Annotated in this window: 14 protein-coding genes and 1 other RNA gene; all 15 read right to left on the reverse strand. The window is 35.7% G+C overall.

Annotated elements, in window-relative coordinates; genetic code table 11:
- Window positions 1-73: 73 nt before the first annotated feature.
- Window positions 74-718, reverse strand: a complete 645-nt coding sequence (nth, locus tag ACZ42G_RS10410) for an endonuclease III (RefSeq protein WP_464850368.1) — start codon at window positions 716-718, stop codon at window positions 74-76.
- Complete coding sequence (queG, locus tag ACZ42G_RS10415; RefSeq protein ID WP_464852163.1) at window positions 699-1841, reverse strand: tRNA epoxyqueuosine(34) reductase QueG; 1143 nt, start codon at window positions 1839-1841, stop codon at window positions 699-701. The genes nth and queG overlap by 20 nt, the downstream gene beginning before the upstream one ends.
- A 1-nt stretch (window position 1842) precedes the next feature.
- Complete coding sequence (locus ACZ42G_RS10420) at window positions 1843-4212, reverse strand: Lon protease family protein (RefSeq protein ID WP_464850369.1); 2370 nt, start codon at window positions 4210-4212, stop codon at window positions 1843-1845.
- 134 nt (window positions 4213-4346) lie between these two features.
- On the reverse strand, window positions 4347-4565 hold the full coding sequence (locus tag ACZ42G_RS10425) for an alpha/beta-type small acid-soluble spore protein (protein WP_085111569.1): 219 nt from the start codon (window positions 4563-4565) through the stop codon (window positions 4347-4349).
- Between the two features lie 72 nt (window positions 4566-4637).
- Complete coding sequence (locus ACZ42G_RS10430) at window positions 4638-4826, reverse strand: ferredoxin (protein WP_013787592.1); 189 nt, start codon at window positions 4824-4826, stop codon at window positions 4638-4640.
- 63 nt (window positions 4827-4889) lie between these two features.
- Complete coding sequence (locus ACZ42G_RS10435) at window positions 4890-5090, reverse strand: hypothetical protein (protein ID WP_014759327.1); 201 nt, start codon at window positions 5088-5090, stop codon at window positions 4890-4892.
- Between the two features lie 69 nt (window positions 5091-5159).
- A complete protein-coding gene (locus ACZ42G_RS10440) occupies window positions 5160-5819 on the reverse strand; it encodes a helix-turn-helix domain-containing protein (protein WP_464850372.1) in 660 nt (219 codons plus the stop codon).
- 49 nt (window positions 5820-5868) lie between these two features.
- The gene (locus ACZ42G_RS10445) at window positions 5869-7209 is read right to left on the reverse strand and encodes a radical SAM/SPASM domain-containing protein (RefSeq protein WP_464850373.1); all 1341 of its coding nucleotides are present in this window, start codon (window positions 7207-7209) and stop codon (window positions 5869-5871) included.
- Window positions 7210-7318: 109 nt separating this feature from the next.
- Window positions 7319-8962: a nucleoside kinase gene (locus tag ACZ42G_RS10450; RefSeq protein WP_274893172.1), complete on the reverse strand. Its 1644-nt coding sequence runs from the start codon at window positions 8960-8962 to the stop codon at window positions 7319-7321.
- Window positions 8963-9055: 93 nt separating this feature from the next.
- A non-coding RNA gene (gene ssrS, locus ACZ42G_RS10455) (6S RNA) lies at window positions 9056-9232 on the reverse strand.
- 65 nt (window positions 9233-9297) lie between these two features.
- On the reverse strand, window positions 9298-9801 hold the full coding sequence (locus tag ACZ42G_RS10460; protein ID WP_206198988.1) for a PTS sugar transporter subunit IIB: 504 nt from the start codon (window positions 9799-9801) through the stop codon (window positions 9298-9300).
- Between the two features lie 79 nt (window positions 9802-9880).
- A complete protein-coding gene (locus tag ACZ42G_RS10465; RefSeq protein ID WP_085111573.1) occupies window positions 9881-10765 on the reverse strand; it encodes a PTS system mannose/fructose/sorbose family transporter subunit IID in 885 nt (294 codons plus the stop codon).
- Between the two features lie 14 nt (window positions 10766-10779).
- Window positions 10780-11559 (reverse strand): PTS mannose/fructose/sorbose/N-acetylgalactosamine transporter subunit IIC, encoded by a 780-nt coding sequence (locus ACZ42G_RS10470; RefSeq protein WP_013787585.1) that lies wholly within the window; start codon window positions 11557-11559, stop codon window positions 10780-10782.
- Window positions 11560-11638: 79 nt separating this feature from the next.
- Window positions 11639-12079 (reverse strand): PTS sugar transporter subunit IIA, encoded by a 441-nt coding sequence (locus ACZ42G_RS10475; protein WP_464850376.1) that lies wholly within the window; start codon window positions 12077-12079, stop codon window positions 11639-11641.
- Between the two features lie 130 nt (window positions 12080-12209).
- Complete coding sequence (locus ACZ42G_RS10480; RefSeq protein WP_274893174.1) at window positions 12210-14864, reverse strand: sigma-54-dependent transcriptional regulator; 2655 nt, start codon at window positions 14862-14864, stop codon at window positions 12210-12212.
- Between the last annotated feature and the right edge of the window lie 37 nt (window positions 14865-14901).

Consider the following 14901-nt stretch of genomic DNA (forward strand, 5'->3'; position numbering starts at 1 on the left):
CCCATTATTTAGTTTTTAAATTTAGAACAATTTAATTATATTACAAATACATTGCAAATAAATTACATACTGATTAATTTTTTATAAAATTTTTATAAAACTTACAAATATGATTGATAGGGCAAATATCGCACTTAGGCTTCCGTGCCGTACAGATGTTTCTTCCATGGTATATGAGAAGGTGATGAGACAAAGACCACAAACTTTTAGGTATAATATCCATAAGCTGATACTCTGTCTTTAAAACATCATCGCTTTCAGCAAGGCCAATCCTATTTGACACCCTAAAAACGTGGGTATCAACCGCAATCGCATCCTGTTTAAAGGCATTGCTTATAATCACATTTGCAGTTTTCCTGCCAACACCCGGTAACTCCATAAGCTTTTCCATATCATCAGGCACAATGCCACCGTACTTGTCACACAAAATTTTGCAGGTGTTTATTATGTTTCTGGACTTATTCCTGTAAAGACCGCAATCCCTTATTTCTTCTTCAAATTCCAATGGATCAACGTCTTTTAAGTCAAATGGCGATTTGTACTTTTTAAAAAGTTTTTCTGTAACAATATTGACTCTTTTGTCGGTACACTGTGCTGATAGTATTGTGGCTACCAATAGCTCAAAAGCATTTTTAAAATGTAAACCGGGTTTTGCATCAGGATATGTCTTTTTAAGAATTTCTATAACTTCCAACGCTTCATCTTTCGTTATCCTCAAAAGTCTCACCTCTAATATTCGTTATGGCTTTCTTCATAAATTCCTTTGTAGACTCATCTTTTTCATTTAAATAAGCTTTTTTAATGTATGGAAAAGCATTTTCTTTGTCAAGGATGCTTAAGGCGTATGCGCTATATCCTCTTATATAAGCACTTTCAGAGTTTATAAGCTTTTTCAACGGTTCGATTGAATCCTTGTCATTTGAGTTGATAGCCGCAATTATGGCATTTCTTATTATAGTATTCTTGCCTCTCCAGGATGCCGATGTAGCTCCAAATAATTCTTTAAACTTTTTATTGTCAAGGCATAAGATGTCTTTCAAATCGTGTTTAGGTTTAAGATTTTGTGGCATAAATTCACGCCTTGTGACTTTCTTTGCTTTTTCATTAAATGGGCAAACATCCTGGCATGTATCACAGCCATATATTCGAGTTCCTAATCTTTTTAATGTGCTATCGCTTAAGTATCCTTTCTTAATTGTAGCATACGACAAACACTTATTGGCGTCTATTTTGTATTCTTCAATCAATGCTTTCCCAGGACACGCTTTAAGGCATCTTGTACAACTGCCACACTTTGATTCAATTTTGGAGTCCGGTTCAAATGGCACGTTTATCAGCATCTCTCCCAAAAATAAATATGATCCAAATTCCTCATTTATTATCATATTATTTTTCCCAAAAAATCCAATACCCGCATTGTAAGCAATGGCTCTTTCCAAAAGCGGATTGTTGTCAACAAGCAAAACAGTCTTGGTGCCACCACATTTAGATGAAATAAAATTTTCCAATTTTTTAAGCAAATCAATCATGACTTTGTGATAATCTGTGCCCCATGCAGTCTTTGAAATAACGCCATATCCAGACTTTAGGGCTTCAAATTCATAATCTACGTTGTATGAAACAGCGACAGATATTATGGTCTTGACATCGCTAAAAAGATAATAGGGATTTATCCTCTTTTCTACATCCTTTTCTTCAATGTTGCAATTTAAACCATTGTTAAGTCTATAAAGCAATAAATCCCTATACTCAAAAAGACAATCAGGACTTGCAAAGCCTATCACGTCAATACCGGATTTATAAGCAAACTCCTTAATCTCCTCTTTTGTGACACAAGTCACATCAAACATTCCTTTCTTTATCAGATGACTTTTCTTTTGTCAATATGTCGTAAAATGATCTTAGCTTATCTTTAACCCTTTCGTTTATATCACTCATCTTATGACCTGTCAATATTTCCATACCTTCATCTATCGTATTTACAGTGTATATGTGAAATTTTCCACTCTTGCATGCATCTATTACTTCATCGTCCAGAACAAGGTTTATTGCATTCTGCTCCGGGATTATGACACCTTGTCTACCTGTCAATCCCTTCACTTTGCATAATTTGTAAAATCCTTCAATCTTATGTGTTACACCACCTACAGGCTGTATAACTCCAAATTGATTGACAGAACCAGTTACGGCTATTTCCTGTCTGATGGGAATGTCTGATAAACTTGAAAGCAGCCCATAAAGCTCTGTGCTGGAGGCACTGTCACCTTCTACGCCTTCGTAAAGCTGCTCAAAACATATTCTGGCTGATAAAGTAAGCGGAAAATCCAATGCATACCTATTACCTATAAATCCTGTTATTATCATGACACCTTTGTCATGAATGTGACCACTCATTTTGGTTTCCCTTTCGATGTTTACTACACCTTCTTCGCCTGGATAAGTGGTAACCGTTATTCTGGAAGGCTTCCCAAATTGATAATCACCCAAATTTATGACAGAAAGTCCATTTACAATCCCAACTTTTTCACCGTCTACATCCATCAAAAATGTTCCATTCTTAAAATATTCTATATACTTTTCCTCTATCATATTGACACGCTTTACCTTTTCCTTTATAGCCTTTTCCACATTGTGAGCCATGACGACTTTACTTCCATCTACTTCTGCCCAGATGTTTGATTCATATAGAATTTCAACAATATCATTAAACTGTGTCGATAATTTGTTTTGGTCTTCCGATATCCTTGTCGAATACTCAATGACTTTTGCCACTCCTGTCTTGTGGAAAGGCCTTAAATTGTCTTCAATACAATGTTTCTTTATAAAAGAAGCCATTTTTGAGATATTTTCTCCGTTTAAATCCATCACGTCGTTGAAATCAACTTTAACTTTAAAAAACTTTTTAAAGTCATCATCATAGTTATAAAGGATGTAATATAAATAAGGCGTCCCTATGAGTATTATCTTTACATTTAAGTCAATTGGTTCCGGCTTTAGTGATGATATGGATAAAAGGCCGTAGGACGACGCAACATTTTCTATGACTATCTTATCCGTCTTTAGCGTACGCTTAATTGCATCCCATACATATGGATATGTCAAAACATCCTTAGCCTGCAAGATGAGATATCCGCCGTTTGCTTTGTGAAGGGCACCTGCTTTAATTTTTGTAAAATCAGTAATTGCCACTCCAAAGTCACTTTCATATTCGATATTTCCCAATACATTGTTGTAGTTGGGATTGTACTCTACCACAACAGGCGCACCATTTGTATTGCTGTTATCTACAAAAAGATTTACACTGTACTTTTTAAAAACATCTTTTTTGTTCTTTCGCATGATAAATGGAAATTGATTGTCTTCATCATCATCGCTTCTAAAACTGTCGATGTTTTCCAGTATATCTCTCTGAAGGCTGTCAAGATATCTCATTACACCGTCATATTGAGCGTATTTATTTCTTAAATCATCGATCAAATGTCCAACAGCCATAAGTCCTACGCTGTTGTCAAGCTCGTGAACAGCATCTCTCGTTTCTTTATCTATATTTTGTATATCCTTCCATATCTGCAGCGCTTTTTCCTCAAAGCTTGCCGCTTTGGCTTCTATTTCTTTCCTTTTCTCATCATCCAATAGCTCGTATTCTTCATTGCTTATCTGCTTACCGTCTACAACAGGTATGCTTACTATGCCAGTCTTTGTCTCTTTAAGCACAAAGCCAAAATTCTTTGCCAAATCATTTAGCTGTTGGATCAATTGATTCTTTCTATCCTGAAATTTCTTCACGATTTCATTTTTTTGCAAATCGTATGCTTTTGAATTAAATGCCTTAGGAACTTCTCTTTGAAGCTGCTCCACAAAATCTCTCATGTCGTTTTTAAATCTCTTGCCATCACCTGGCCTTAAATTTATGGCAATAGGCTGTGATGGTTTATCAAAATTAAACACATACACCCAATCGTCTGGTACCCTTTCTACCGATGCGACTTTAGAAACACTGCTTATGGCAAAGCTGGATTTTCCAGTGCCAGTAAGCCCAGTAATGAATATGTTGTATCCTTTTTGCTTGATTTTTAAACCAAACTCCATGGCATCTTTGGCTCTTTCCTGTCCTATGAGATCTTTCAAAGGTTCTACATCATCCGTAGTCTCAAAGCCAAGCAAATCCGGATCTATATGCTTTTTAAGATTTTCTGCTGTTAATTCCCTCATTTAAAGCCCTCCTTTATAAATAAGAATTCGACATAGATCTTTTTTTCCCTTCTTTTACAATACTAATGATTGCTTTATCATATGATTTGACTTATTAATAAATATTAAGCTGAAGGATATCCTTCAGCCTAATATCAATCTATCTTGCCATCTTTTTCATCCATCTGTTTTTCAGCGTATTTAATCATCTTTTTGACCATGTTGCCACCGATTTTCCCGACTTCTCTGGTGGTCATATTTTCATAACCTCGTTCCTTTATGTCATCATCAAGGTGTAATTCCTCAGCAACTTCTTCTTTTAAACTTTCAAGCTCGTCTTCCGCCTTTTCATACAATTTCTTTCTCTTTGACATAGAAAAAACACCTCCGCTTTTATTTTTCCTCCAGCGAAGGCATATATCCCAAACTTGTATATTTGCCAAAACTTATATTTCTTTTATTGCCTCAGTAGGGCAACCATCTATGGAATCACGGCAAGCCTGTTCTTCTCCTTCTGGCACTTCATCGACTATTGCCTGCGATTTGCCTTCGTCATTCCAGTCAAAAACCGCTGGACACGTGTCGATGCATAGGCCACAAGCTATGCACAAATCTTGATCTACATATACTTTCATAGTTTTACCTCCTATGCTATTTTATACATCTAATATAACATATTTTTGCAAAAAACAAAATATTTATTTTATTATATAGTAACACGCTTCCAAATCATCATCTGCAGCATTTACAATCCTGTTTTTAAACTTGTCAATAGTTTCTTCATTTACTTTAGCGCCTTTATCACCTAAAATCCGCGACACTACCATTTGACTGGCCATAGATTCTTTATATCTTTCCACAAAGTCCATTATCTCACTTATCTCTTTTTCTCTGTTCATAAAAGCACCTCCTAAATACTTAGTTTCTTTAAAAAAATTTTTATTATACAAAAAAAGACCTAAACGGTCTTAAATGTACAAAAGCGATTCTTTCAAAAAGTTATTTAACAATGTTTTATCATTCGCGCTTAGCTCTTTTATATATTTGTGGAATATATTAACCTTCTCAAAAACTTTCCTGCTTTCACTGGCTAAATGATAATCGATGTAAAATCCAATTACGATTCCCACAAACAAAATCACAGGCGCTTCACTGCCATTAATGTTTATGGAATTTTTTATGTTTTCAATTACTGCTACATCAAGTGTCTTAATCTGTAAAAGCAGCGTTGTCAATGCGTAAGCGCAAAATTTAAGAGGCTTTAAAGCAGCTTTTTTTTCGTTCATAAAATCATCTACTGATATGGAATCATCATTTTTTCTGATCACATTCAATAAGACTTCTTTTACGCTGTCCCACTCATGTATGCTGCTTTTATTTACAACGTCATAAGCACTTTCATTAGGCATGTAAACCAATATAGATCTGCCTATAGATTTATCCTCGCCAATAAAATACTGCCGTTTCACATAGCCCAGTTCTTCTAACTCTGTCAGCATATCATAGGCAGTCCATTTGCTTATGCCCATATAATTTGCGACGTCAGCATAGTGGACAGGAGCTTTATCCTTGTCGTAAAGCTTTATAAGCGTTTCCAAAAAGTCTACCTTTCTTTTCGTTAAAGGCACACAAACACCCCATTTCTCTTACATATAATAGGGTATTTTGCCTTCACAGTCAAGCTTCTTTTTCGGTAGAGGCCTTTGAATTCCAAATATCATCCGCTACTTCTCCCCATCTTTCTGCAACTTTCTCTAAATCGCTGTACAAATTTTCAATATGCGATGCATCGCTGTTTTCCGTATGCTTTGCCTTGGATTCCCTCACTATATTTAAAAGCTCCTCTGGATTGTCTATGAGTGGACATGGCCTCAAATGATTTTGATTAAACGGCATCCTCTTTCTATACGCTTTCATGATAGGAGACATGAGAGCTTCCTTCAGACTTACATCATTTATGTTGACATTAGCGTAATGGATGAAAGCACATGGCTCAACATCTCCTGCTGCATTTATGTGAAGATACCTCTTACCACCTGCTATACACCCTCCACTGAATTCTCCGTCATTCCAAAAGTCGATAGCAAATAGCTCTTTCGTAGCTCTTATATAGTTAATCCTTTCATAAGCGTATTTCCTCTGCTCAGGCGATACCATGAATTTTACATCCTGATCTTTTCCAACAGGAATGTAAGTAAAGTACCATGCAAAGTAAGCACCTTTGTCTATCATCATATCTACAAACTCATCACTGAATATTTCTTCAATATTAGTTTTAGTGTATGTAGCAGAGTAACCGAATAATACCCCATTTTCTCTCATAAGATCCATGGCTTTCATCACTTTATCAAAAGTGCCTTTGCCTCTTATCTCATCATTTTTGTCTTTTAAGCCGTTAATGCTTACTGCAAATGTTATATTTCCCACTCTTTTTACTTCTTTTACCATGTCCTCATCTATAAGCGTACCATTTGTAAACAAATGAAATACTTGATTCTTATGATTTTCAGCAAGTTTTATTATGTCCTTCATCCTGACGGTCGGCTCACCGCCAGATAAAACTATGAAATAGACCCCCAGTTCTTCTGCTTCTTTGCAAACTCTATCCATCGTTTCAAATGATAGATTATGAGGATTGTACTTTCCTGCCCAACAGCCCACACAATTTAGATTGCAAGCTTCAGTAGGATCCATAAGTATCGCCCACGGAACATTGGCATCTAATTTTTGTTCCCATTCTTGCTGTTTCGGAATGCCTTTAAGGCTGGCATTAACAAGGAAGTTTATCATGAGCGTCTTTAAGATGTTCTTGTCAATGTTTTTGATCCCTTTGACTGTGAACTTGTACCAGTTGCTGTCCTTGTCGTCTAAAAACGATTTTACACTTTCTATTTGCTGTCTGTGATTCGGCAGCACCGCTATTTTTGACATTAGATTGGCCATTGCTTGAAGGTTTTTCTCTGGATCTTTGTCGATGTAATTGATAATGGCTCCAACAACAGGATCGATGATGTTCATAGCTTCTCCTCCTTAACCAATAAAATTAAAATTACCAAAAAGACCAAAATTCTTCTTAAAAAAATATTAGCACTAATAATATATTAATTCAATACCCTTTTAGAACTTTTTACACATCCAAACAACTTCCGCCAATGAATTCTTTCATCAAAGAATTTGGTGGTATAGCAGATTCATCTTCTAAATTTACAAAGTAACTCAATATCTCTAAAAGCTCCTGCGCAACCGAAAACGCCTTGCTGTCTTTATTTATCTTTCTTAAAAGTGGCTCAGCGTACTTTTTTATAACAGGCAATTCATAAGGAAGCGAAGAATTAAACATGATATCTGCATCTTCCTGGTATGGGAAAATATAGTTTTCCTCACCTTTCCTTACAGAAGGCCACATAAGAATTGTCTCCTCGGCATCGCTGGAGCGGAACTGATTATCTCTCACAATCCTTCTTAAAAGTCGAGTCTCAGTAGTAGATATTCTGTTGTGCTCATCAAGATTTAACTGTGTCAAAGCGCTTATGTATATCCTGTACTTGCTGTCTTTTGGTATATCCTTTGTAAGCTTTTCGTTTAAACCGTGTATGCCTTCTACAAGGATTATGTGATTTCTGTCAAGTTTAACCTTTCTTCCTACTTTTTCTCTTTCTCCTTTTTTGAAGTTAAAAATCGGAAGCTCTACTTCTTCACCTTGCATAAGCTTTATTATGTGATCATTAAAAAGCTCTAAATCCAAAGCATCGATCGTTTCAAAATTGTAGTTGCCAAATTCGTCTTTTGGCGTCAATTCTCTCGGCAAAAAATAATTGTCAAGTGATATTGGCAGCGGTTTTAATCCATTTACTCTAAGTTGAACACTTAATCTGTGGACAAATGACGTTTTACCGGATGAGGAAGGACCTGCAATAAGGACCAACTTTATCATTTTATTTTGATATATATGATCTGCAATGGTGGCAATCTTCTTTTCATGAAGCGCTTCCGATATTAAGACAAGCTCTCTCCCATTGCCGCTTTTAATCATATCATTTAAAGACGCTACATATCCTATATTAAGTATATTTGCCCATTCCTCAGCTTCTTTAAATACAGATGCCAATTTAGGAACATCTTCAAATACAGGAAGCACATCTGGACTTTTTGGTTCAGGAAATAAAAGTATAACTCCTGGAAAATAGAGTATAAGATCGAACAGCTTCAAATAGCCTGTAGATGGAACACATGGGCTGTAGAAAAAATCTACAACATCTTCGCAAAAATAAACAGGGATTTTTTCTTTATCGCTGTACTTAAAAAGACTTACTTTTTCTTCTAAGCCTTCTTTCGAGAATAGATTAACAGCACTTTCTTTGTCTAAATACTTTTTTATTATGGGATAATCTGCATCTATTATCTCTCTCATCCTGCACTTTATATCATGCACGATTTTATTGTTTACAGTAGAACCATGAATCTCACAGTACAAACCTTTACCTAAAGAGTGCTCAATGGTAACTTTTGAATCAGGCAAGATGTCTTTTGCCGCTTTAATCAATACAAATGTGAGGCTTCTTCTGTATACCATCATCCCTTCTTCTGTCGACATATCGACAAATTGTATCTCACACTCTCTATCTACACTTGTAGACAAGTCAACCATGAGATTATCAACTTTTGCCGCAACTATCTTATACTTATGGTTGTCTTTAAACTGCTCTGATATTTCTTCCAATGTCACATGATCTGGAAAAGTAAAGACAGTACCTTCTACTTTTAGATTCATAAAATCACCTCACCATAAATTATATTACAATTGAAGATCTTTTTAAATCTGTGTATAAAAAAAACCGGCAATTGCCGGTTTTTTTTACATCCAATCTATCCCGCGAAGCCGTTCGGCTATGTTTTCAAGCCCGCTTCTAAAGTGGGTATCCTGTCAATTACTTCTGAAGTCCCATCAATGTGGGCTTTTCATACGTAATTGAACCCAAATTCCCGTTGTCATGGTGTTGGTTGAAAACAAATTCACCGTAACTAAACTCCTCAGGACCATCTTGTTGACTACAGTATATACCTAAATGCTTTTCATTGCAATAGTAGATTCTTGGAAATATGAAATCATCTTTTAATGTTAAACACACCAAGCGCAGCGTCAAGTCCAACTCTCTTGCTTTCAGGCACTGTCTGGAAGAATATTTCCACACCATAATTTTCTTCAAGCTCTAAAAGTGATTCCGTCTCTTCTTTGTTAAGGCTTACAGTAGGTATTATGAATTTTCTGTCTGCGCTTTTTGCTATACCGCCAATGTTTAGCTTCTTTATAGGCAGTCCTTTTTCAATGGTGTCTTTAACTGTTTTTATGTTTTTAAACAATAATATAACTTTAAATCCGTCGTAATGATCTTTCTCCCACAATTTTATTGAATCATCGACGGTCAATATTTTCAATGTAATATTAGCAGTAGAAGCAGACATGATGTAAATATTTTTCATAAATTCATCTTTTGCTAATTGGTCGTCAATGACAAATATTGAGTTGCAATTATACCCTTTTACCCATTTTGTCATAACTTGACCATGTATCAGTCTGTCATCTATTCTGGCAAAAATGATTTCTCCCACAGTGATCATCCTTTCTCATGATTTAAAATAGAGGTTTAGCTAAATCGCCTTTAAAGGCAATTAAGCTAAACCATGAATATTATAAAAGTCCTGTAAAGCCTAAAACCGCAAATATGACTATTAACCACAAAAGCACTTTCACTATTTTTAAACCTTTTCTTGAGAAATACCAATATACAAGCATAACTGTCAACAGTGGCAACAAGCCAGGCAATACTTTGTCTAAAATATCCTGTAAGACGAATTGTTTTCCTGACAAAGTCCATTTTAACGATGTATTTACTGTCACATAAGAAGCCGCCAAAATTCCCATCATAAAAGTACCTAAAACAGATAATCCATCAATGATTTTTCTAATTCTTGCACCACTGACAATTTCAACAACTGCAGAACGCCCAAGCCTATATCCCAATTCAGTAAAATAATATCCGTATGTGAATGTCAATGCAACAAACAATATCCAAGGAAGAAAAGCTCCCAATGCACTGCCAGCTTTTGCCCACGGTAGGAATATGCCTATTAAAATATACTGTACCGTACCTGAATCTATTGCGTCGCCTATGCCTGCCAAAGGTCCCATCAATCCAACCTTCGTGCTATTTATGATCTCTGGATCAACTGCTTCATCGATTTTGCCTTCATTTAGCTTTTTAGCCCTTTCCTCCTCCAATGATGCCGTTATTCCAAGTATTGTGCCACCGCCCCATACTGCTTGCGTATTGTAAAACAAAAGATGCCTTTTATACGCTTCTTTAAGATCCTCATTCTTTTTGTATATTTTCCTTAAAATAGGCATTAACCCAAACAAAAGTGAGGGTGCCAACATTCTATCAAATGTATGAGGTATTTCATTGGCGTACCACCATCTAAACCATCCTAAAAGCAAATCTTTTCTTGTGATTTTTTTACTGCCGTCATCAATTTCTGCCGAATTTACACTGTTTTTCGCTTTTACATCTTCCATGCCACTTACCTCCTTCAAATTTGTTGGCTATCTGCTTCTTTGCTTGTAAACATAACGTAGAGATATGCCATTATTCCTCCTAAGACAGCGTATGTCACAGTATTCACATTTAACGATTTTAGTATGACAGCCATAAAGTATGCCAAGAGGAAAAATACGACAAATTTTCTCTTGCCTATAACTGTAAGTGTCAACGCAATTCCTAGCGCAGGCAATCCTCCACCTATTACCGTCAAAACATGGAATAGCTTGCCGGCTGTAACGGTTTTTATCAACGCTGCTATCAATGGAGTCCCTTTGTAAAGTGCTATAAATATGGCTGGGAAGAATAATACAAGGCTAACTAAAATAGGCAAAACAATTATTGTCAATGTCAAACCTCTATCATTTAATTCTTCTGCATACTTATCCGTAAGTCGTAATACAAACGTATTCAAAAGGAATCTAAAAGAATACAAGTATGACCCTAATAGTCCTACAGGCACTGCGATTGCAATTGCTGCTGATGGATCAAGATGTGCCATAACCGCAACCGGAACTGCTATAGAAGCCGCAACTGCTGGCTCACTTGGCAATGTTCCACCAGGTGCGATTAACCCCATGTATATTAGCTGTATGGCAGCGGTGACTACCATGGCTTCCGGTACATTGTGCATGACGATACCTACTACAAGGCCTGTCATCAATGGCGTGAAGCGAAGCATCAATGTTGAATAACCAAGAGCACGTGCCTCAACTATAGCTACCCATAAAGCAATGATTGCAGCTTGTGATGCACTAATACTTACATGCATATAAAGTCCTCCTTTTTTTATTAAGTTTTTATATTTAAAGATAACTCTAAAAGAGCCATCTTTATTGCGGCGTATAAATTTACTTGCTGAGAATTTCTTTATTCATGTTTCTAATCCCTTCAATTCCTGATTTATAACACATATCAGCTAACATATTGACGTCGCAGCTATGCCTTGACGACAATGCTTCAATAAGCATAGGCAAATTTACTCCTGTCAAATAATTAAAAGTCAATTCCTTCAAGTTGGCTGACGTCACATTAAAAGGACTTCCTCCAAACATATCTGTCAAGACCAGCACACCTTCTCCTTCATCAAGCTCAATGATACCTTGCCTTACTTTATCTTTTAGTTTTAAAACATCATCACCTTCATTTAATCCTAAACATATGACATTTTCCTGTTTTCCTAATATTAATTCAGCACTTTTTAATAATTCCTTGCCAAACTCACCGTGTGTTACGACTAATATCCCTATCAAGATCATCATCCTTTCAAAATGTGATGTTTTGTCTTTCATAAATTTTATATTGCAAAAACCATGCCATAAAAATGACCTATCCGCAAGTGAATGTCTCTTAGGAGAGACATTCACCGTCTTTAAAATGTGTGCCATTAAAACACTTCTTAATGTAAATGTTTTTATCCAATCAAATGTGTGTCATGTCCCTAATATCAAGTGTGTCAATATATGTGTCAATCATCTCTGCTACATAGGCGTACTCACTATCTGGAATCTCTATTCCAAAGAGATTTTCTACAGCCTCAAAATGCTTTTTTATCAATTGAAACGAACCATTGTTGCGGTTTTTTATTACATCCAAATCGCTATTTGGCAAATAGTCCTTTCTAATCGCCCTCTCTATCAAACAAGCACAATGAAATAAAAATTTTATCCATATCTCGTCCTCTACTTTTTTATCCTTCTCATTGAGAATATCATTTAAAATTCCTTTTAAGACAGGATAAACCTTATCAGGATTTAAAAAATTTAATGTCTGTGCTAAAAGGTCTTTTAAATTCTTTTCATAAAGCGAGATATTGGTGGTGCCTGAATTCATATCACCCATGTTGCTATCGCCACTTAATAATGGATGCAAAGATACTATTTCGTCTACCAAATTGTCTATATCCATATCTGGAGTCAAGGCCTTTCTTGTAGCTTCAAGCACTAATGGAGTGCTGACCATTTCAATCGTCCTGGTTTTTATACCGGTTTTTTCGGTAATAATATCCGAAAAAGTTCTGAGAAGCCCCATATCGACCAGAATCAGCACACCTTTGCCTTGATCGATTTCTTTTATAATGTTGATAGCCTTGTCAAGAGTTACCTCTGGTTTTTCTTCCAGTGGCATATCCAACGCTCTTACATGATCAGTGCCAAGAAGTCTATTTGTAACTTCTGCAATACTGCTGGCAGTGCTATTTCCATGCGCCATAACCAATATTCCAATTTTGCTGCTGTTTTTCCCATACTGCAACGCCTGTAAAAACATCGCTATAAAGGCTGTCTCATCTTCAGGTATATCTATATTCAATTTTTCTTCAAGCCTCTCTTTTATGACATTTGCAGCACTATAAGCGGATTTATAACCTCTTGCTATACTTTCTCTATCAGGATGCGAAATAGCAATTCCTACTTTAAGCCTCTCAATCATGGTCTTTATGTGAAATGACAATAGATAAATTGCTTTCTGAGTTATTACTCCATCAAAGCTTTCACGGACGGCATTAAAAGCGTATTCCACAGCAGTCAATATATACGGATCAACAAACTTAAACAAAACACTTCTGTTGACGCCGTCAGTATCCTGTTCTATTGGATATAGATAATTTTTATAGTACAATTGTATCTGATTTTCTATGTTTTCCCTTATGTGCTCTGATGACATCCCTTGTCTGTTAAACTTTTCCCAGTTATCCATTATGAAGTCATACAAATCATCATCTGCACTGTAGGAACTTTTTAGAAAATTAATGTTCAATTTATCTTTTACGCCTACGGTGTTTTTGCTAAATACTATATCTCCATTATTGCTTATTTCCTTGAATACAATCTCATCCCTCAAATTGTGAATTTTTAATAGGCCTTCTTTTGCATTTTGCGGTAATGTTGATAAACAGACCTCTACCATCTCTTTTTCCTCAATGATATAATCCAAAAATGCTCTTGCACAGATTAACTTTATATCACTTTTCAATTGTCCAATATTGCCTGGACAGTCATAAAGCATTATTGCTTTTAACGCATCATTTTCTAATTTAATAGGCACATTTAGTCTTTCGTATTCCTCATAAAAGAACTGATATATGAATAAAAAGCGCTCAATCAACGTTCTTTTGTCAAGGCTTGGCAATTGAATTACCATAGGAATGCGCCTTAAGAAAGTGTGAAGCAAAGCCGAATGAGGATTTTCAGTTGTTGCTGCAATAATCAGAACTTTTACACTTCTAACATTTTCAGTCTCTCCAAGTCGTCTGTATTTCCCATTGTCAATAAGCGTAAATAGCATCTCCTGCCCTTCCGGTGGCATGCGGTGAATTTCGTCTAAAAACAATATACCGCCATCAGCTTCTTCAATGAGGCCTCTTTTTTCTTTGTCTGCTCCAGTAAAAGCACCTTTAATATGGCCGAATAATTGAGACATAAGCAACTGTGGATTTTGAGCATAGTCAGCACAATTAAACACTACAAAAGGAGAATTGCTTTTAAAAACTTTAGCTTCTACGCCAAACTTATACATCATTTCGGCAAATGTGGACTTCCCAACCCCTGTAGGGCCAATTATCAGCGTATGAAGCCCATTTGGAGGATACAATATGGCTGCTTTTGCTTTTGAAATTTGTTCTTTTAAGCTGCTTTTGGCACCGATGATATTATCAAGTATGCTTTCAGAATATTTATTGTTGATCTTTTTAGCGTTAATAAATTTATTGTGATTATTTTGACTAAGTTGAAATGATTCTCGGTTCAGTATTCCTGCGCTTGTTAATGTATTCACAAAATCTTTTCTATCTTCAAAAACAGACTTTGTAAAACGGTAACTGAATTTTTCCTTAAAATACAATCTATCTAAATACAAAACCGGCTTACCTTTTATTTTTATCGCTTTTCCTGATTTTAATAGCTTGTTAAGTTCCCTGCTGGTATTGCTTCTGGAGATGTTTAGTATCTTTCCTATATATAAAGCGTCATATCCTAAAGGACCGTTAAAATCATTGAAGTTTAAAGATTCCGTCAACTCCTTTAGTTTTTTATAAACTTTATCGCTTCTTTTTATGCTTTCATTACTTTTGAAATCCATTACCTATACCAGCTCCTTTTACAATTAATAGAAATAA

This window comes from Thermoanaerobacterium calidifontis, from assembly GCF_055381745.1.